Source organism: Variovorax sp. J22R115, from assembly GCF_030317005.1.
Taxonomy (GTDB): Bacteria; Pseudomonadota; Gammaproteobacteria; order Burkholderiales; family Burkholderiaceae_C; genus Variovorax.
Window position 1 is genome coordinate 81,414 of the sequence record NZ_JASZYM010000015.1, and the last position, 17,875, is coordinate 99,288.

Annotated in this window: 19 protein-coding genes; 13 read left to right on the forward strand and 6 right to left on the reverse strand. The window is 66.5% G+C overall.

Features of this window, described 5'->3' with window-relative positions; all coding sequences use genetic code 11:
• Positions 1-9: 9 nt before the first annotated feature.
• The 9 genes from QTI04_RS25220 (at position 10) to trxC (ending at position 7,598) form a co-directional block, all read left to right on the forward strand.
• Positions 10-372 carry a YciI family protein gene (locus QTI04_RS25220; RefSeq protein ID WP_286604206.1) on the forward strand — a complete coding sequence of 121 codons (363 nt, stop codon included), beginning with the start codon at positions 10-12 and terminating at the stop codon, positions 370-372.
• 332 nt (positions 373-704) lie between these two features.
• Positions 705-1,082: a hypothetical protein gene (locus QTI04_RS25225; RefSeq protein WP_286617953.1), complete on the forward strand. Its 378-nt coding sequence runs from the start codon at positions 705-707 to the stop codon at positions 1,080-1,082.
• Positions 1,083-1,475: 393 nt separating this feature from the next.
• Positions 1,476-1,883 carry an SRPBCC family protein gene (locus QTI04_RS25230; RefSeq protein WP_286617954.1) on the forward strand — a complete coding sequence of 136 codons (408 nt, stop codon included), beginning with the start codon at positions 1,476-1,478 and terminating at the stop codon, positions 1,881-1,883.
• Complete coding sequence (locus QTI04_RS25235) at positions 1,880-2,782, forward strand: LysR family transcriptional regulator (protein ID WP_286604203.1); 903 nt, start codon at positions 1,880-1,882, stop codon at positions 2,780-2,782. The genes QTI04_RS25230 and QTI04_RS25235 overlap by 4 nt, the downstream gene beginning before the upstream one ends.
• Positions 2,783-2,912: 130 nt before the next feature.
• Positions 2,913-4,133, forward strand: a complete 1,221-nt coding sequence (locus QTI04_RS25240) for a CaiB/BaiF CoA-transferase family protein (protein WP_286617955.1) — start codon at positions 2,913-2,915, stop codon at positions 4,131-4,133.
• Positions 4,130-5,119, forward strand: coding sequence for a hydroxymethylglutaryl-CoA lyase (locus QTI04_RS25245; protein ID WP_286617956.1), 990 nt, complete (start codon positions 4,130-4,132; stop codon positions 5,117-5,119). The genes QTI04_RS25240 and QTI04_RS25245 overlap by 4 nt, the downstream gene beginning before the upstream one ends.
• Before the next feature lie 102 nt (positions 5,120-5,221).
• On the forward strand, positions 5,222-6,157 hold the full coding sequence (locus QTI04_RS25250; protein ID WP_286604325.1) for a tripartite tricarboxylate transporter substrate binding protein: 936 nt from the start codon (positions 5,222-5,224) through the stop codon (positions 6,155-6,157).
• Positions 6,158-6,243: 86 nt separating this feature from the next.
• The gene (locus QTI04_RS25255; protein ID WP_286617957.1) at positions 6,244-7,080 is read left to right on the forward strand and encodes an alpha/beta hydrolase; all 837 of its coding nucleotides are present in this window, start codon (positions 6,244-6,246) and stop codon (positions 7,078-7,080) included.
• Between the two features lie 74 nt (positions 7,081-7,154).
• Complete coding sequence (gene trxC / locus QTI04_RS25260) at positions 7,155-7,598, forward strand: thioredoxin TrxC (protein WP_286604199.1); 444 nt, start codon at positions 7,155-7,157, stop codon at positions 7,596-7,598.
• A 21-nt stretch (positions 7,599-7,619) separates the two neighbouring features.
• Here the strand turns inward: trxC and QTI04_RS25265 are convergent, their stop codons facing one another.
• Together QTI04_RS25265 and QTI04_RS25270 are read right to left on the reverse strand one after the other, a co-directional pair.
• Positions 7,620-8,147 carry a GNAT family N-acetyltransferase gene (locus QTI04_RS25265; RefSeq protein WP_286617958.1) on the reverse strand — a complete coding sequence of 176 codons (528 nt, stop codon included), beginning with the start codon at positions 8,145-8,147 and terminating at the stop codon, positions 7,620-7,622.
• Positions 8,134-8,712, reverse strand: a complete 579-nt coding sequence (locus QTI04_RS25270; protein WP_286617959.1) for a cysteine hydrolase family protein — start codon at positions 8,710-8,712, stop codon at positions 8,134-8,136. The genes QTI04_RS25265 and QTI04_RS25270 overlap by 14 nt, the downstream gene beginning before the upstream one ends.
• Positions 8,713-8,823: 111 nt before the next feature.
• Here QTI04_RS25270 and QTI04_RS25275 point away from each other — a divergent pair, with 111 nt between their 5' ends.
• Entirely contained in the window at positions 8,824-9,255 is a 432-nt protein-coding gene (locus QTI04_RS25275) for a hypothetical protein (RefSeq protein ID WP_286604197.1), read from the forward strand.
• A gap of 8 nt (positions 9,256-9,263) precedes the next feature.
• Here the strand turns inward: QTI04_RS25275 and QTI04_RS25280 are convergent, their stop codons facing one another.
• Both QTI04_RS25280 and QTI04_RS25285 read right to left on the reverse strand, forming a co-directional pair.
• Complete coding sequence (locus QTI04_RS25280; RefSeq protein WP_286604196.1) at positions 9,264-10,232, reverse strand: AraC family transcriptional regulator; 969 nt, start codon at positions 10,230-10,232, stop codon at positions 9,264-9,266.
• 10 nt (positions 10,233-10,242) lie between these two features.
• Positions 10,243-10,776, reverse strand: coding sequence for an OsmC family protein (locus QTI04_RS25285; RefSeq protein WP_286604195.1), 534 nt, complete (start codon positions 10,774-10,776; stop codon positions 10,243-10,245).
• A 207-nt stretch (positions 10,777-10,983) separates the two neighbouring features.
• On the opposite strand from QTI04_RS25285, the gene QTI04_RS25290 reads away from it, so the two are divergent.
• A complete protein-coding gene (locus tag QTI04_RS25290; protein ID WP_286617960.1) occupies positions 10,984-11,796 on the forward strand; it encodes a class I SAM-dependent methyltransferase in 813 nt (270 codons plus the stop codon).
• A 24-nt stretch (positions 11,797-11,820) separates the two neighbouring features.
• Here QTI04_RS25290 and QTI04_RS25295 read toward each other — a convergent pair whose 3' ends face one another.
• The gene (locus tag QTI04_RS25295; RefSeq protein WP_286604193.1) at positions 11,821-12,891 is read right to left on the reverse strand and encodes an AraC family transcriptional regulator; all 1,071 of its coding nucleotides are present in this window, start codon (positions 12,889-12,891) and stop codon (positions 11,821-11,823) included.
• Positions 12,892-13,043: 152 nt separating this feature from the next.
• Between QTI04_RS25295 and QTI04_RS25300 the strand changes: the two genes are divergently transcribed.
• Complete coding sequence (locus tag QTI04_RS25300) at positions 13,044-14,546, forward strand: coniferyl aldehyde dehydrogenase (protein ID WP_286617961.1); 1,503 nt, start codon at positions 13,044-13,046, stop codon at positions 14,544-14,546.
• Positions 14,543-16,156 (forward strand): GMC family oxidoreductase, encoded by a 1,614-nt coding sequence (locus tag QTI04_RS25305; RefSeq protein WP_286617962.1) that lies wholly within the window; start codon positions 14,543-14,545, stop codon positions 16,154-16,156. The genes QTI04_RS25300 and QTI04_RS25305 overlap by 4 nt, the downstream gene beginning before the upstream one ends.
• Before the next feature lie 26 nt (positions 16,157-16,182).
• Here the strand turns inward: QTI04_RS25305 and QTI04_RS25310 are convergent, their stop codons facing one another.
• A complete protein-coding gene (locus QTI04_RS25310; RefSeq protein ID WP_286617963.1) occupies positions 16,183-17,787 on the reverse strand; it encodes a mechanosensitive ion channel family protein in 1,605 nt (534 codons plus the stop codon).
• Positions 17,788-17,875 lie beyond the last annotated feature (88 nt).

A 17,875-nucleotide genomic window follows, 5' to 3' on the forward strand; every position in this document is an offset into this window, starting at 1 on the left:
AGAAATGCCATGCGTGTGATGGTGATGGTCAAGGCGACCAGGGAATCGGAAGCCGGCGAAATGCCCGGCACGGACCTGCTGGCGGCCATGGGCAAGTTCAACGAGGAACTCGTCAGGGCGGGCGTGCTGCTGGCTGGCGAAGGCCTGCACCCGAGCGCGCGAGGCAAACGGGTGCGCTTCTCGGGCAACGAGCGGGCCGTGATCGACGGCCCCTTCGCGGAGACCAAGGAACTCATCGCCGGGTTCTGGCTGTGGCAAGTCAAGTCCATGGATGAGGCCGTCGAATGGGTCAGGCGATGTCCCAATCCCATGCACGGCGACTCCGAGATCGAGATTCGGCAACTACTGGACTACACAGGGAGAGAGGGCTGATGCGGTGGGGACCGTTCCACACTTCCACCAAACATCCGTCGAACTCGCGGTCGGCCCTGAATCGAACTCAGGCCGACCCTTGGTCAGAAGTGCGCCCGGCACCTTGATCCCTACGGAGGGAATTGATCACCTTGTATGAGTTCTGGCTGCTTCCAATATCGACCACGACCGGCGTGGTGAGGTATGCATTTTTTAGCGCCCCGGCCATCAGGCCCGTCCGGCGTTCCAAACTGCATCCGTCATGTGACCCTCGATGTGTCGGCCCTCAGGTGGCCGACTGGCGCGGATTCTGCCAGTGGTCGTTGTCTGGCTGCGCGGGCGAGAATGACGACATGAAGAAACCGATCATCGCCTCTCTGGCCGTCACTCTGGTCGCTTCGGCTTCTGCGCAAACGCTCGTTTGCAACAGCGAGGTCGGCAAGCTGTTCGGCTCCCGGCAGATTGAAATTGTGCGCAGCGGCGACGGCATCACGGTTCGCGCCTCCAATGCGTCGAACGATGAGTGGGCGTATCGAGTTCTTGCTGAGAGCAAGACACTCGGGGCGTTTCGTGCGGTTCGCATGGTCAAGTCTGCTGGCCCGCCCAGTGGGCTTGACGCCGTGCTGGGCGGGGAACTGTTTGTGCGCCGCGACGGCGCTTCTCTTCGGGCGTTTGCTACAGGCTCGATGACGTCCGGTGAGGTCAGTTCGGAACAGTTCGTCTGCCGGTAGAGGGGCGGGCACCGGAAGGTCCCCCAGTGGTCAGTTTGAGACAGATGAAATGGCCGACACTCCGAGATCGAGATTCGGCCGTTGTTCGAGATCGACGATTTCAGCTAGCGCCAGGCGTTGCCCACCTGGATGTATCAGGTTCCGCCCTCCGGCCCTTCGCATAGTCGAGCCCGACCCACATGCCGAGGCGCCGCGCGATCTGGTAGCGAAAGCCCACTCCGCGGCTGATGACGTTCTCCGCCTCGCTGAAGCTCGTGCTCTTGCCCCAGGCGCGTCCCGCACCAACGGAATCCGATCGCTGCGCAGCCTTCGAGCGGGGCTATTGCACCAAGGGGCACTCCCGCCCCTGGGCTGTGGCAGCATGCGGCCCATTCAAGACGCGAAAGGCAAGGCGTGACCGCAGCAATTCAAGAGGCATTGGTCGTCAGCGAGACAGTCGGCGTACCGGCGAAGGTCGTCTATGACTTCAGCCGGCAAATGGAGAACCTGCCGCTGTGGGCGTCCGGTCTGGCCGCGGGCATCCAGCAGCGGGACGGGGCATGGTTCGCGGACTCGCCGATGGGGCAGGTCAAGGTGGAGATGGCGCCTGTCAATCCGTTCGGTGTGCTCGATCACGACGTCACGCTCCCGGACGGAGTCCGCGTCCACAACGCGCTCCGGGTCACGCCCTGCGGCGATGGAAGCCTGCTGACCTTCGTCGTCCTTCGATTGGCGGGCGTCAGCCAGGAGAGCTTCGACGCTGACGTGGCGCATGTGCGCCGCGACCTCGCGGCGTTGAAGCGCCTGCTCGAATTGCCGTGAACCTTCATCGGCTCGATCTGTTTTCGCTGTCGCTGTTCAGCCAGGTCGCGCGCAGCGGCAGCATCAGCAAGGGCGCCGAACTGGCGCACCTGGCCGTCGGCGCCGCCAGCAAGCGCATCACCGATCTCGAGGCGGCCGTGGGCGCCACATTGCTGGAACGCCATTCGCGCGGGATCACCCTGACCGTGGCCGGCCAAGCGCTGCAGGTGCATGCGCAACGCATCCTCAGTGACGTCGATCAACTGGCCGCGGACCTGTCGGACCATGCGACCGGCCTGGTGGGCGTCGTGCGGCTGTGGGCCAATACGTCGGCGGTGACGCAGTTCCTGCCGGCGGACATTTCGTCTTTCGTCCGTGCGAACGCTGGCATACGCATCGAACTCGAGGAAGAGGACAGCGGCGAAGTGGTGCTGGCAGTGCTCGACGGCCGCGCCGATATCGGCATCTTCGCCGACCGCACGCCCGCGCTGGGCCTGCACCAGATGAACTACCGCGAAGACCGCCTGGTCCTCGTGGTGCCGCAGGGCCATCCACTGGCGCGCCGCCGTACCGTGCGCTTCGAGGAGGCCATCGACTACGACTTCGTCAGCCTGCCCAAGAGCACCTCGCTGGCCAAGCGCCTGCAGGCCGAGACCAAGGCGCTCGGCCGCAGCCTGAAGATGCGCCTGCAGGTCCGCAGCTTCGACGCGATGTGCCAGATGGTGGCAGCCGGCCTGGGCGTTGCAGTGCTGCCGCGAGATGCAGTCCGGCCTCACCTGCGCTCGATGAACCTGAAGCAGATCGCGTTGCAGGATTCGTGGGCGGCGCGCCGACTCCTGATCGGCCTGCGAGACGCGAGCGCAGTGCCCCGGCACGTGCGCCTGCTGATCGACCACCTCTGCGATCCCGCCGGGCACTAGCCGCGCCACGGGACACGCCTTCGGGGAAACCCGTGCCAGCTTTCGCGATCCACGAAAGCTGGCTCAGTGCCTTTGTCGTTCCCCTGGCGAGGCTGCGATTCCAGAATTCATGCACCCCTTGGAGACAAGCATGAACGATGAAACCGCATCCAGCCCCCTGACGCCCGCCGCCCTGAAGGGCTTGCGCGTCATCGAGATGGGCCAACTGATCGCAGGCCCCTTCGCCGGCAAGACGCTCGGCGAATTCGGCGCCGACGTGATCAAGATCGAGGCGCCGGGCACGGGCGATCCGCTGCGCAACTGGCGCCTCATCAAGGAAGGCACATCGGTGTGGTGGCAGGTGCAGTCGCGCAACAAGCGCTCGATCGCGCTGGACCTGCGCAGCGCCGAAGGACAGGAGATCGCCCGCAAGCTGATCGCCGAGGCCGATGTGCTGATCGAGAACTTCCGCCCGGGCACGCTCGAAGGCTGGGGCATGGGCTACGACGTGCTCTCCAAGCAGAACCCCGGCCTGGTGATGCTGCGCATCTCGGGCTACGGCCAGACCGGCCCCTACCGCGACCTGCCGGGCTTCGGCGCCATCGGCGAGGCGATGGGCGGCCTTCGCCACTTGACCGGCGAACCGGCCCGCGTGCCGGTGCGCTGCGGCATCTCGATCGGCGACACGCTGGCCGCGCTGCACGGCACCATCGGCATCCTCACCGCGCTGTATCACCGCAAGGTCAACGGCGGCCAGGGTCAGGTGATCGACGTGGCGCTGCACGAGGCAGTGTTCAACGTCATGGAGAGCCTGCTGCCCGAGTACAGCGCTTTCGGTGCTGTGCGCGAGGCGGCCGGCAGTGCGCTGCCGGGCATCGCGCCCTCCAACGCCTACCGGTGCAGCGACGGCTATGTGCTCATCGCGGGCAACGGCGACAGCATCTTCAAGCGACTGATGCAGGTGATCGGCCGCGACGACCTGGGCGCCGACACCGAACTCGCCAACAACGCCGGCCGGGTGGCCCGCGTCGCAGAACTCGACGAGGCGATCGAGGCGTGGACGCAGACACGCCCGGTCGCCGCGGTGCTCGCCGTCCTCGGCGAGGCCCGGGTGCCGGCCGGCAAGGTCTACACCGCCAAGGACATCGACGAAGACCCGCACTACCGGGCGCGCGACATGATCCTCCAGCAGACCACGCGCGACGGCTACGTGGTCGACGTGCCTGGCGTGGTGCCCAAGCTGCTCGGCACGCCGGGCACGGTGCGCTCTTCGGCGCCGCGCCTGGGCGACGACACCGACGCGGTGCTCGATGAAATCGGCTTTTCAACTCAAGACATCGCCGCCCTGCGCGGCAGGAAGGTGGTCGCATGAATCGCAATGACACGCTCTGGAACGGCGCCGGGCGGCGCATTCACATGCAGGAGGTCGGCACGCGCGACGGCCTGCAGGTCGAAGAGGCCTTTGTTCCGACCGAGGACAAGATCGCACTGGTCAATACCCTGTCGCGTGCCGGCATGGCGAAGATCGAGGTGACTGCCTTCGTGTCGCCCAAGGCCATCCCGGCCTTGCGCGATGCCGAGATCGTGCTGCGCGAAATCGAGCGCCGGCCCGACGTGGTCTATAGCGCGCTGGTGCCCAACGTGCGCGGCGCCGAGCGCGCCATCGACGCGAACGCCGATGAGCTGAACCTCGTGATGTCGGCCAGCGAAACCCACAACCTCGCCAACCTGCGCATGACGCGCCAGCAGTCCTTCGCAGCGCTGTCGGAAGTCAACGCGCTGGCTCGGCAGGTCAAGGTGCCGGTCAACGTTTCGCTCTCGTGCTCGTTCGGTTGCCCGATGGAGGGAGATGTGCCCGTGGCCACCGTGCTCGACTGGTGCGCACGCTTCATCGAAGGCCTGAGCGCGCGCGGCGTCACACTCTGCGACACGACGGGGATGGCCTATCCGGGGCAGGTCGCCGCGCTCACGGCGGCCTTCCGTGATCGCTGGCCGGGCACGGAGCTCACGCTGCACTTCCACAACACGCGTGGCATGGGCCTGGCGAACGTCCTGGCGGCCATCGATGCCGGTGCCGACCGCTTCGACGCATCGCTCGGCGGCATCGGCGGCTGCCCTTACGCCCCCGGCGCGACCGGCAACGTCTGCAGCGAGGAGATCGTTCATGCGCTCGAATTGATGGGCTATCGCACCGGCGTCGATCTCGCGTTGCTGGTCGAAGCTTCACGACGCCTGCCGGCGCTGATCGGCCACGACATTCCGAGCCAGATCGTCAAGGCAGGACGCCGGCTCGACCTGCATCCGGTGCCTGCCGACTTCGCCGCCATCCGTGAACGTGCGCTGGCGCGCGCCATCTGAGATTTCCAACAACCGAGAGAGACAACCATGACATTTCACCAATCCCCATCCGCAACCCCATTCACACGCCGCACACTGGCCGTCTTGATCGCGGCGTCCGGCATGGTCGGCGCCGGGCTGGCCATCGCCCAGGACGGGCCGTATCCAAGCCGCCCGATCACGATGATCGTCCCCACCGCGCCCGGCGGCACGACGGACATCTCGGCGCGCATGCTTGCCGATCCGCTGGGCAAGGCGCTTGGCCAGTCGGTGATCGTCGACAACAAGGGCGGCGGCAACGGTGCGATTGCCGCGATCGCGGTGAAGCGTGCCGACCCGGGCGGCTACACGCTCCTGATGCAGTACTCGGGCTACCACGTGATCACGCCGCACGTGAGCCAGCAGAAGCCGCAATGGTCAGCGGAAGACTTTCGTCCCGTCGCCAACGTGCTGAGCGCGCCGCAAGTCATCGTGGTGCGCGAGGGCGTGCCCGTGAAGAACCTCGCCGAGCTGATCGCCTACGCCAAGGCCAACCCGGGCAAGTTGACCTATGCGTCGTCGGGCAATGGCTCGCTCCAGCATGTGACGGGTGCCATGCTCGAACAGCAGGCCGGCATCCAACTCACGCACGTGCCGTACAAGGGCACGGGTCCGGCGCTGCAAGACCTGCTCGGCGGCCAGGTCGACATGACCTTCGGCACGCCGCCGCCCTTCATGCAGCACATCCAGGCAGGCAAGCTCCGTGCGTTGGCGGTCACCGGCAAGACGCGTCTCACTTCGCTGTCCAACGTGCCGACCGCCGCCGAGGCCGGCATGCCCAAGCTCGACGCCACCTCATGGTTCGCCGTGTTCGCGCCGGCCAAGACGCCGCAGGCCGTGGTCGATCGCCTGAGCAGCGAGATCGCCAAGATCACGGCGACGCCGGCGTTCCAGCAAAAGGCGGCTGAACAGGGCGCCTCGGCCGACTACATGGACCCGAAGAAGCTCGGCGACTACAGCAAGGCCGAATTGGCGCGCTGGGGGGATGTGGTCAAGGCGGCGCGAATCCAGGCGGAATGAGCGCGGCCTGAGGGAGCGCAGGCGCGATGGGAAGGAAACGGCGAAACTCTTCACCGTGTTTCTTTCCAGTTCCCAGGAGCCGAGCCTTGTCATCCAAAGCCGCCCGCATCGCACTGTCGGCCTCAGCAGCCGCGCTTGGCAGCATCGCAACCTACTGGGCTCTGCTTGCCCTACGCCAGGGACACATCCTCTTCGACGCCCGCAAGCGGCACCCCGTCGTTCACCTGTCCGACGACTTTTCCACCTACTCCCACACCGTGCCGGGCGGAATGGTCCGCGGGTATGTCTATCACCCGCACGGCGAGGAGGCGCTACGGGACCTGTTCATCTATTTCGCGGGCCGGGGCGAGGACGTCCGCGCCACGGCCCAGGCGCTGCACTGGCTTCCGGAAGGCTTCGGATTCGCCGCGATCAACTACAGGGGTGTCGCCGACTCCCAAGGTCACCCTTCCGAGATCGCCTCCGTCAAGGACGCCAGCCAGTTTGCCAATCACCTGCGCCAGGCCTTGCCCAACGCGCGCCTGCACGTCGTCGGTCGTAGCCTGGGAACTGGCGTGGCCATCCAGCTCGTCGCACGCCAGGAGTTCTCGAGCCTCCAACTGGTCACGCCGTACGACTCGATGCTGGAAGTGGCGAAGAGGCGATTTCCGCTGGTTCCGCTCTCCCTCCTGCTGCGGCACCAATTCAATTCCCTCGCTCATAGCCGGGAAGTCGCCGCGAAGACCCAGGTCCTGTTGGCCGAGTCGGACGACGTCGTGCTGCCGGAGCGATCGGAGAAGCTCATTGCAGCGTGGCCCACGCCCATCGCCGTGCAGACGATCCCGGGCTCCAACCATCACAGCATCATGGGGCTCGAGCCGACCTGGCTTCATCTCGTCGACTTCGCGTTGACATCGGTCCTGCCTGAGCCGAAGGCCGCATGACCGCCCGATCACCTTGAATTTTCCGCATGCGCCCGTAGATTCCGTCCTTGGCGAGCAACACCGACGGAGTACCCATGACCGAGACCGAATCGCTGCACATCGTGTGCCCGCACTGCCATACCACCAACCGCGTGCGCAAGGCGCAGCTCAGTAGCGCGCCGGATTGCGGCAACTGTCATCAGCCTCTGTTCACCGGTCGTTCGACCGCGCTGGACGAAGCCTCCTTCGATCGTCACGTCACACGCAACGAGCTTCCGGTGCTGGTCGATTTCTGGGCGCCCTGGTGCGGACCGTGCCGTCAGATGGCGCCGGGCTTCGAGCAGGCGGCGGCGCAACTGGAGCCCCATGTGCGGCTCGCGAAGGTCGACACCGAGGCGGTCCCGGCCCTCGGCGCGCGCTTCAATATCCGGAGCATCCCGACACTGGCGCTTTTCAAGGGCGGTCGGGAAGTGGCGCGTCAGGCCGGCGCGATGGGCGCCGCGGACATCGTCCGATGGGTCCAGGCGCACTCGCGCTAGATCGACGGCCCGGGCGTTCGACTACGGGGTGGGCAGCGCGTCAGGATCGGCGCGCGAGTCGATCTTGAGCTGAAGAAAAGCCAGATCGAGCCAGGCGCCGAACTTGGTGCCGACCTCCTTCAGAAGACCGACCTCTTCGAAGCCGAGCTTCTTGTGCATCTCGATGGAGCCGGCATTCTTCGCGTCGATGCCCGCGACCAGCACATGCTTGCCGATGCGGCGCGCGCGATCGATCAGGGCGACCATCAGCGTCTTGCCGATGCCCGCCCCGCGGGCGTCCTGGCGGACATACACGGAATGCTCCACCGTGTGGCGGTAGCCATCGAAAGCGCGCCAGTCTCCGAATGACGCATAGCCGGCGACGGCGCCACGGTCGTCGATCGCCACGAGCACCGGGTAGCCCGCCCGCTGCCGGTCCGCCAGCCAGGCCGCGCGGTTGGCCGCGTCGACGGTCTTTTCGTTCCAGATCGCGGTGGTGTGGAGCACCGCGTCGTTGTAGATGGCGACGATGCCATCGATGTCGCCCGCTTCCGCGTCACGTACCTGCATGGTCGCCTCCGGATGAGTGTTGCCAGGCCCCGAATCGCAGATCATCGGTCGGGATTGCGCGCACCCTCGGGCCGAAGCTGCTGATGTTCGTGAGCGTCTCGTTGTGATGCCGGATCACCTGGATGGGAGACAGGTGCCGGTTGCCTTCGGTGGTGTGCGCGTCCTCGACGAGGACGACCGGGAAGCCCAGCGCTAGCGCCCTGCGCGTGGTGGTGTCCACACAGAATTCCGTGTGCATCCCGCAAATGACGAGATCCGTGATCGCGTGGTGGTTGAGCAAGCGCTCCAGCTCCGTGCGATGAAACGAGTCCGGCGTCGTCTTGCGGATGCGCAGGTCCGTCGGCTCGACATGGAGACCACGGGCAAGCTGCCACGCGTCCGTTTCGAACTCTAGGTAGCCCGACTTCGACTCGTGCTGGATGAACACCACCAGCGCACCTGCCGCACGCGCCTTGTCGGACACGCGATTGATCCGGCCGATGACCTGCTGTGACTCGAAGGCGTCATGCTCGCCTTCGCACAGGCCCTGTTGGACATCGATCACGAGCAATGCTGTCTTCTTCATGGCCCGGATTCTGACCGAGATGCTCCAGCGCGATTCGTTGGCTGAACCCAAGACCATCTGCCATGATGACGCGCTCAGGCGATGAACATCGTCGCACGGAAGGATCGATGAATGCACATCACCGCGCACCGCAGCCGTAGACCCACCCCGACCGCGAAATGGATGGCCGGCGTGTTCCTGGCGGCTCTGACGGCGATCCTTCACGCGCAACCCGTGCACTGGCGCGGCGAGTTCGTCTACTTCGCCGATTCCGCGCACTTCACCGATTGCGCCAGCGGCAAGCGGTGGCCCGTGGCGATGACAGGCGACTACCTCGCACTCGAACGGGCCTACCTGCACTGGCACAGCGCACCGACCGCACCCCTGCTCGTGAACTTCGATGGCCGGCTCGAAGTCCGGGAGCCGATGGAAGGTCCGGCCCGGGAGCACATGATCGTCGACCGGTTCGCGTCCGTGGAGCCCGGAAACACCTGCGCGATGGTTTCCACCGGCAAATTGAAGACGACGGCCGCCGAGGGCAAGCGCTTGATCCTCCTGCGCTAGCCTCCGCCTCAGGCCTGCACGCGCATCGACTGGCTCCTGCGCCACGCGGCCGGCGGCGCCCCGTACTCACGGCGGAAGGCCCGGCTGAAAGCCGTGTCGGTCTGGTAGCCGACGTCTTCTGCGATGCTCGCCAGCGGCGCGTTGCTGCGGCTCAGGAGATTGGCGGCCAGCAGCATGCGCCATTGCGTCAGGTACTGCATCGGCGAGCTGCCAACCAGCTGCTGGAACCGTTCGGCAAGCACCGACCGCGAGCTGCTCGCCGTGCGCGCGAGTTCGTCCAGCGTCCAGGCGTGCGCGGGATCCTTGTGCATCGCTTTCAAGGCGGCGCCGACGACGCGATCGCCCACGCCTGCGAGCCAGCCGGTTCGGCCTTCGCTCTGCTCGTTCATGTAGAGGCGCAGGACTTCGATGAAGAGCACTTCGGCCAGCTTGGACAGCACGCCAGCGCCGCCCGGCCGGGGTGAGCGCGCTTCGGCCAACGCGTAGCGAACCGAGGCTTCGAGCCAGGCACCCGCATTAGATCCGCGCACGTTGACCCTGACGAGTGAAGGAAGCCCAGTCAGCAGCATCCCCGCCAGCCGGGCATCGCAAGCCAGGTAGCCGCACACCAGCCGCGTGGCGGGGCCGCCGCCACCGTAGTCCAACTGGCGCGGGCGGCGAGCGAGCACCCGGTCCAGCCGTCCGCCCGTCGCGGGCGGAAGGCCCGGCTGCGAAGTCATGCGATGCGCGTCGCCCTGCGGAAAGACGATGGCATCGCCCGCCACGAGGCGCACAGGCGGCTCGTTGGCCATCTCGACGTAGCACTCTCCCTCGGTGATCAGGTGAAAGATCACCACCCTTTCGGCGCCGGGTTCCAGCACGGGCGCGACCGTATCGGCACGCGGGGACTGGTAACACCATGGCGCGGTGAACCGGGCGTTGATGAAGATGGCGCCCACCAGGCGCACGACGCGCAGGGTTTCCGACAAGGCATCCATGGCACGGCCCTCAGTCGGCGTCGACGTCGATGTGCAGGGCCACCGGCAGGGCATCCTGCACGGCGCAGGCCATCGGCGAGCTGCGGTAGCTTTCCTCGACCAGCGCTCGCAGCCGGTCGGCCGAAACGCCGCGGGCCGAGATCCGTACGTGCATCTGCATGTCGCAGGGTCCGGCGTACACCGGCGCGTCATCGGGGCCGGCCATGCCGAGCAGGCCGCGCAGGTCCGAGCGGCTGCTGGCGCGAACCTCGAGCGACGTGAGCTCGATCTCTTGGGCAGCGGCGGCCATCGCGATGCACGTGGCCGTGCAGGACGCCCAGCCCGCGCGCAGCATCCAGCCCGGCGAGACGCGGTCGCCGCTGCCGCCGAGTTCCGCGGGCATGTCGGTCTCGACCTGCGTGCCGTTCGCATGGCTGGAGACGACCCGCAGGCCGTCACTCCAGCGCGCCGTGGCCGGCGCGTCGTCGTGAAGGCCGGTTTCGGGACGCCGCTGCAGCACCGATTCCACGCGCTGCCATGCCGCCGCGATGTCTGCTGCTGCCATGGGTTGCTCTCCATACCGGGTGGATGCCTGCCATTCTGGGCTCGTCGGGCCTCCGCGCCAACGTGCGATACGACCTATGCCGGTTGGCTGGGCAGACGCTCGCGCAGCACCCGCGGACGATGGGACAGGCAAAGCCGACGCACAGTCAGGACACCGAGCCGTCTTGCGCGCGACAGTGCAACCTCATTCCACAAGGAGCCTTGAGAGATGAACGCACCCATTGATTTCAGCGCCGTGAAGACCCGCCAGATGGCGGCCTGGGCCAGCGGAGACTACGCCGTGATCGGCACCACGCTGCAACTCGTCGGCGAGCAGTTGGCGGAAGCCTGCGACATCCGCTGGGATGAGCGCGTGCTCGATGTCGCCGCCGGGAACGGCAATGCCACACTGGCAGCGGCACGCCGGGGCGCCCGCGTGACCTCGACGGACTACGTCGGCAGCCTGCTCGAACGCGGCGCCGAGCGCGCGAAGGCGGAACACCTGCTGGTGACATTCCTGGAAGCCGATGCGGAAGCCCTGCCCTTCGAGGAGGCGAGCTTCGACATCGTGCTGTCGACATTCGGCGTGATGTTTTCGCCGGATCAGGCCAAGGCCGCCGCCGAAATGGCGCGGGTGTGCCGCTCCGGCGGCCGGATCGGCCTGGCGAACTGGACGCCCGAGGGCTTTGTCGGTCAGATGTTCAAGACCCTGGGGCGCCACCTGCCGCCGCCGGCGGGGGTTCAGCCGCCTTCGCTGTGGGGCGTGGAATCGCACCTGCGTTCACTCTTCGGCGACGATGCGTCCGCCATCGCGGTGACACCGCGCCAGTTCAACTTCCGCTACCGCTCGGCGGCGCATTTCATCGAAGTGTTCCGCGACTGGTACGGGCCGGTCCACAAGGCCTTCGCCGCGCTGCCCGCCGACGGCGCAGCTGCGCTGGAGAAGGATCTGACCGACCTGCTGAACCGCATGAACCGCGCTGGCGCCGAATCGCTGGTGGTGCCCAGCGACTATCTCGAAGTGGTGGTCACGCGGCGCTGAGCCAGCCGGTGCGAGTCGGAATCGTCAACGTCCGCGATCGCGGAAGTAGGCCGGCGTCTGGCCGGTCCACTTCTTGAACGCCTTGCGGAAATTCGACACGTCGGAAAACCCGCTGCGCTCGGCGATCTCGTCGACCGACAGGTCCGTTCGTTCGAGGAATTCGATGGCAAGCCGCTCGCGGATGCCATCGATGATGGCCTGGTAGCTGGTGCCGGCGTCGACGAGGCGGCGGTGCAGCGTGCGCGTCGACAGATGCAGTTGCCCGGCCATCTGCTCTGCGCGCGGCAGGTCGTCCATCCGGTTGAGGCAGGCCTCCTTGATGGTCTTGACCAGCGCATGCTCCTGGCCGATGTCTTCCAGCATGCGGGCGCAGAAACTCGCGCACACGTCGGCCGTGATGGGATTGGCATTGGGCAGCGGCAGGTTCAGCAGCTCAGCGTCGAACTCCCATTGCATGACGCCCGCGTCGAACTCCACGGGGCAGAGCAACACCTCTTCGTAAAGCCGTGCGTATGACGGCGCCGGATAGGGCAGCAAGAGCCGTCGACTCTCGTAGGGGCGCTCGAGAACGCGGCAGAACAAGGCGTGGATCGAACTGAACCAGAACTCCGATGCGAGGGGCAGCAGCGGGCCCAGCGCCATGACGTCGTGCCCTTCGAAGATGGCCACCTCGCCCTCGACCCGAAAGCTCTTTTCGAGCACGGGGCCGACCAGCCGCACGTGCTGGATTCCGAAGGTGACGGCATCGGCCAGCGTCGCGCTGGTCAGGACCGCATAGCCGAAGACGCCGAAATCCGAGATGCGCTGGCGCCGCCCGGCGATCAGGCCGATCGCCGGTTCCGGGCTCAGGCGCATCACGTTGTCGAACAGCGCGATCTTCTGCCGATGGGAGATGCGCGCCTCCGGATCGGCGATGGCGCCCGAGGCGATGCCAGTTCCCTCGAAGATCGCGTCCACACCAACGCCGAGGGCCGCCAGCGCATCGACCAGCGCCGCCAGCCCCAGCATGCTGTGCGTCGGCGCATCCAGGTCGCTTCCGTAGCGACTCACGATGCGCGGCGCAGCCGGTTTGCTGGCGAGAGCTTCTTTGGACACGGTGATAAGGAACCGTCAGTGACGGATGTTTTGGCAGATTTTCACCCCAATGTGTCGAACTTGAACCTAGGCGTTGCTCAGGGGAAGCCCTAAATTCGAAGGCTAGGCGCGGCACTCCCCTCGGCGTTCCGCGAAAAACAAGGAGACACGTTTTGAACGACACCACAGACATGCGGCATGCAGCCGCGGCCGCCGCGAACGAACGCGTGCTGCGCATCTTTGCCGTGCAGCAAGCGGCTTTCAGCGAGCAGCCCTACCCCAGCGTCGATGAGCGGCAAGCGCGCCTCAAGGCGTTGAAGCGCCAGGTCCAGCGCCACCAGGACGTGCTGGCCGAGGCCATGAGCAGCGACTTCGGATACCGCTCGGAAGCCGAGTCGAAGATGCTCGACATGCTGGGTTCGATGCTGGAACTCAACCACGCCATCTCGCACGTGCGTCGCTGGATGAAGCGAAGCCGCCGCTCGACCGAACTGCTGTTCCTCAGCAACCGCGTCGAGGTGCGCTACCAACCCAAGGGCGTGGTCGGCATCATCGTGCCGTGGAACTTCCCGATCTACCTGGCCCTGGGGCCGCTCACGGCGGCGCTCACCGCAGGCAACCGCGTGATGATCAAGATGCCCGAGGTCACGCCGGCGACGAACGCAGCGCTCAAGACCCTGCTGGCGGAGGTCTTCCCCGAGGACCTGGTGGCCGTCGTGGGCGAAGAACTCGCAGACCCCAACGCCTTCACCTCGCTGCCCTTCAATCACATCGTGTTCACCGGTTCGCCGGCCGTGGGGCGCATCGTGATGCGCACCGCTGCGGACAACCTGACGCCGGTCACGCTCGAACTCGGCGGCAAGTCCCCGGCGGTGGTCACGCGCAACTACCCCGTCGGCGATGCGGCCACGCGCATCACGCACGGCAAGTCCGCCAACTGCGGGCAGATCTGCGTGTCGCCCGACTACGCGCTGGTGCCGCGCGAACGCGTCGACGATTTCATCGCGGGCGTGCGGCGCACCTTTGATCGCTTCTACGGCAACCGCACGGACGGCAATGCGAACTACACCGCCGTCGTCAACGACCGGCAATTCCAGCGCGTGAAGTCGCTGCTGGACGACGCACGCGCCAAGGGCGCCAGGGTCGAGCCCTGCGCCCCCCTGCCCGCCGGGGAAGGTCGTCAGATGCCCCTGCACATCGTGACGGGCATGACGCCCGACATGCGCGTGATGCAGGAGGAACTCTTCGGCCCCATCCTGCCCATCGTGCCGTACGACACCATGGACGAAGCCATTGCCTTCATCAACGAGCGCCCTCGCCCGCTGGCCCTGTACTGTTTCAGCCACGATGGCGGCGAGCGCGACCACTTGCTGCGCCGCACGCACTCGGGCGGCGTCGCAGTCAACGACTGGGGCTGGCAGGTGGTGAACCACGATGCGCCCTTCGGCGGCATCGGCAACTCGGGCATGGGCACCTATCACGGCGAGGAAGGCTTCCGTGAACTCTCGCATGCGAAGACCGTGTTCCAGCGCCAGCGCTTCTTCCCCATCGACCTCTTCTACCCGCCCTACGGAACGTTCGTCCAGCGACTTGCACTGAAGTTCTTCCTCCGCCATGGCGACCCCCAGCTTGCGGCACCACACGCCACCCCATCCAACTCCAAAGAGACAGCATGAGCATCGAGGAATTCGACTACGTCGTCGTGGGTGGCGGCTCGGCCGGCTGCGTCGTTGCGTCACGCCTGAGCGAGGACCCCCGGGTGACGGTCTGCCTGCTGGAAGCCGGCAGCGCGGACAGCAGCGTCTTCATCCACGCACCGGCCGGCGTCGTGGCCATGCTGCCGATTCCGTACAAGAACTGGGCGTTCAAGACCGTGCCGCAGAAAGGGCTCAACGGCCGCCGGGGCTACCAGCCGCGCGGCAAGGTGCTGGGCGGATCGAGTTCGACCAACGCGATGCTGTACGTCCGTGGAAACCGCTGGGACTACGACCACTGGGCCTCGCTCGGCAATCGGGGCTGGTCGTATGAGGACGTCCTGCCCTACTTCAAGCGCGCAGAGGCCAACGAGACCCACGGAAACTGCAGCTACCACGGCAGCAGCGGTCCGCTCAACGTCGCGGAGCTTCGCAGCCCCAGCGCGCTGAACAAGGCCTTTCTGGGAGCAGCGGCGATGAAGGGCGTGCCCAACGTGGCCGACTACAACGGCGCCGAGCAGTTCGGCTCCTTCATGTACCAGGTGACGCAGAAAAACGGCGAGCGCTGCAGCGCTGCCAAGGGTTACATCACGCCCCATCTCGCGCGCCCGAACCTGTGCGTGAAAACCAATGCGCTGAGCTCGCGCATCGATTTCGAAGGACGCCGCGCGTGCGGCGTCACCTACACGGCTGCCGGGGCCGAGAAGCAGGTTCGCGCGCGTCGCGAAGTGATCCTCTCCTCCGGCGCCTTCGGCTCGCCCCAGCTCCTGATGCTGTCGGGTATCGGCCCCGGCGCGGCGCTTCAGCGGATGGGCATTCCGGTGATCGGCGACCTGCAAGGCGTCGGCGAGAACCTGCAGGATCACATCGACCACGTGCAGAGCTATCGCGCGCGCAGCGATTCACCGACCGTCGGGCTGTCCCTGCGCGGCGGCCTGAAGGTGGCGCGCGCCATCCCGGAGTGGAAGAAGCATCGAACGGGCCTCGTCACGACCAACTACGCCGAATCGGGTGCGTTCGTGCGCTCGTCACCGAGCGTGAGCGTGCCGGACCTGCAATTGGTCTTCGTGGTGGCGTTGGTCGACGACCACAGCCGCAAGGTGCATCTCGGCCACGGCTACTCCTGCCACATCGAGGTGCTGCGCCCCCACAGCCGCGGCAACGTGAGACTGGCCAGCCGCGATCCGCGCGCGGCGCCGCTCATCGACCCGAAGTTCCTCGACGACCAGCGCGATCTCGACCTGCTGGTGAAGGGCGTGCAGCTTCAGATGGACATCCTGGAGGCGAGCCCCTTCGATCCCTACCGGGGCAAGATGCTCTACCCGGTCAATCGCAACGACTCCGCCGCCATTGCCGAGGACATCCGCAATCGCGCCGACACGCAATACCACCCTGTCGGCACCTGCAAGATGGGCGTGGCCAGCGATCCGGCCGCGGTGGTCGATGAGCGGCTTCGCGTGCACGGCGTCGAGGGTCTGCGCGTGGTCGACGCATCCATCATGCCGACCTTGTGCGGCGGCAACACCAACGCGCCGACCATCATGATCGGCGAGAAGGCGGCGGACATGATTCGCGCCGACATGCGGGCCTGATTGCACCCCCCGAGACCTTCGGGCCATCAGTCGGCGGGGGGCGTGTACCACCGGTCTTTCGGCACCAGGACCGGCTCGTCGGGCTGCGTCACGAAGTTGGGCGACATGATCTGCACGCCGTATTCATTGAAGACGTCCTGGATGTTGGTGTGCAGGGCCGAGAGCACGTCGAACTTGAACGCCCCGACGCGCATGAAGACGTTGAGCTCGTACTCCACGTAGAAGTCGAGCAGCCGTATCTGCCGCACGGTCGGCTCGGGCGTTTCGAGCAGGTCCGGCGTGCGCTTCGCGGCCATCTCGAGCATGGCGTGGACCTGGCGCCATGGCGCGTCGTAGCCGATCGTCACCGAACTCGACAGCGACACGCCGGGCGCCTTCCGCGTGTCGCTCTGGTTGACGATGCGCGTGGCGATGACCACCGAATTGGGCAGGGTGATTTCCTGGTCCAGACGAGTCCGGAGCTTGGTCGAGAGCGCGCCCAGATCCACGACGTAGCCCTCCGCATCGCCGATCTGCACCCAGTCGCCCGCGCGCAGGGCACGCGAGTAAATCAGCACGAAGCCCGCCATGATCTGGGAAACCAGGCCCGAGGAACCCAAGGTCACCAGCACGCCGAAGAAGACGCTGATGCCCTTGAACGCGTCCGAATGAGACCCGGGAACGAACGGGTACGCGACCACCAACGCGAAGACCCATACGAACACCGCGCTCACCCGGCGCGTAGCGCCGATGGTGTCGGCCTGCAGTGCAGCCGACGTGACACCCCGCACCCTCGCCGCCTCGAACATCGCATGCAGGCCTCGCACGCTCCAGTGAGCGAGCAGGAAAATGAGGCCGACCGTCGCGAGATCGGGAAGCGCATGCAGCACGTTGACCAGCATCCGGCCCACCAGCCGGACCATGGAACTGCCCAGCGTCTCGCCCCAGGGCTGGGTGTAGGGGAAGCGGGCCAGCGCAAAGGCAAGCCAGATGTAGACCGCCACCAGCGCGAACGCGACCTTGATCCAGTGGATCACGTGGACGAGCATCGACACGAGAATCCGCCGCCAGTCGAGCAAGGGGCGATGCGCCACACGCTCGCGGAACTCCAGCGTACGCGCGGCGACCGCGTGCGCAAGGCGCTGTAGCGCGACGATCACCAGGACGAGGATGAAGGTCGCGAGGGCCGTCCACGCGACGGAGACGCCGAACTGCCGTGCGCTCCCCTGCTCCCAACGTGCCAGGAGCGCCTCGTGCAGCCGCCGAGCCGCGTTCGCCGTGACCTGTTGGAGGGGCGGGTCGCCGGGCTCCAGGTCACCGGGGAACAAAGAGAACAGGGCTTCGCCTTCGAGCATCACTGCATAGCCCTGCGCGCCTTCGTGGGTGAAGCTCGAGACGTCCACCGGTGACCTGAGCCGGGCTGCCGGCAGATCGCCGATTCGTTCCGCCGCGCGGGCCGCCCGCTGCTGCGGCGTCAACCCGAACGCCGGCGCGCGGAACACGAACACGGGCCGATTCGCCACGGCCAGCGGTGCGCCGGGCGCATGGTCTTCCTCGGAATGCGCGGCATCGCCGATCAGCATCAGCACGACTGCAACGGTCCACAGAACGAGGAACCGCCCCAGGCTTTCGGCCAGTCGAGGAACGCTCACGTGTGTTGCTTTCGTGAAACGCCCGATGATGCACATCCGCCACGGCCGCGCAAGTGCACTTTGGTGATGGTGAAGCCCCTCCTGAAGA

Excerpts from the sequence above, each read along its gene's own strand:
- QTI04_RS25265 (WP_286617958.1), bottom strand. The coding sequence starts at position 8,147 with ATGCAGGTACGTGACGCGGAAGCGGGCGACATCGATGGCATCGTCGCC.
- QTI04_RS25270 (WP_286617959.1), bottom strand. The coding sequence starts at position 8,712 with ATGAAGAAGACAGCATTGCTCGTGATCGATGTCCAACAGGGCCTGTGC.
- trxC (WP_286604199.1), top strand. The coding sequence starts at position 7,155 with ATGACCGAGACCGAATCGCTGCACATCGTGTGCCCGCACTGCCATACC.
- QTI04_RS25250 (WP_286604325.1), top strand. The coding sequence starts at position 5,222 with ATGGTCGGCGCCGGGCTGGCCATCGCCCAGGACGGGCCGTATCCAAGC.
- QTI04_RS25245 (WP_286617956.1), top strand. The coding sequence starts at position 4,130 with ATGAATCGCAATGACACGCTCTGGAACGGCGCCGGGCGGCGCATTCAC.
- QTI04_RS25220 (WP_286604206.1), top strand. The coding sequence starts at position 10 with ATGCGTGTGATGGTGATGGTCAAGGCGACCAGGGAATCGGAAGCCGGC.
- QTI04_RS25290 (WP_286617960.1), top strand. The coding sequence starts at position 10,984 with ATGAACGCACCCATTGATTTCAGCGCCGTGAAGACCCGCCAGATGGCG.
- QTI04_RS25285 (WP_286604195.1), bottom strand. The coding sequence starts at position 10,776 with ATGGCAGCAGCAGACATCGCGGCGGCATGGCAGCGCGTGGAATCGGTG.
- QTI04_RS25240 (WP_286617955.1), top strand. The coding sequence starts at position 2,913 with ATGAACGATGAAACCGCATCCAGCCCCCTGACGCCCGCCGCCCTGAAG.
- QTI04_RS25275 (WP_286604197.1), top strand. The coding sequence starts at position 8,824 with ATGCACATCACCGCGCACCGCAGCCGTAGACCCACCCCGACCGCGAAA.
- QTI04_RS25305 (WP_286617962.1), top strand. The coding sequence starts at position 14,543 with ATGAGCATCGAGGAATTCGACTACGTCGTCGTGGGTGGCGGCTCGGCC.
- QTI04_RS25225 (WP_286617953.1), top strand. The coding sequence starts at position 705 with ATGAAGAAACCGATCATCGCCTCTCTGGCCGTCACTCTGGTCGCTTCG.
- QTI04_RS25280 (WP_286604196.1), bottom strand. The coding sequence starts at position 10,232 with ATGGATGCCTTGTCGGAAACCCTGCGCGTCGTGCGCCTGGTGGGCGCC.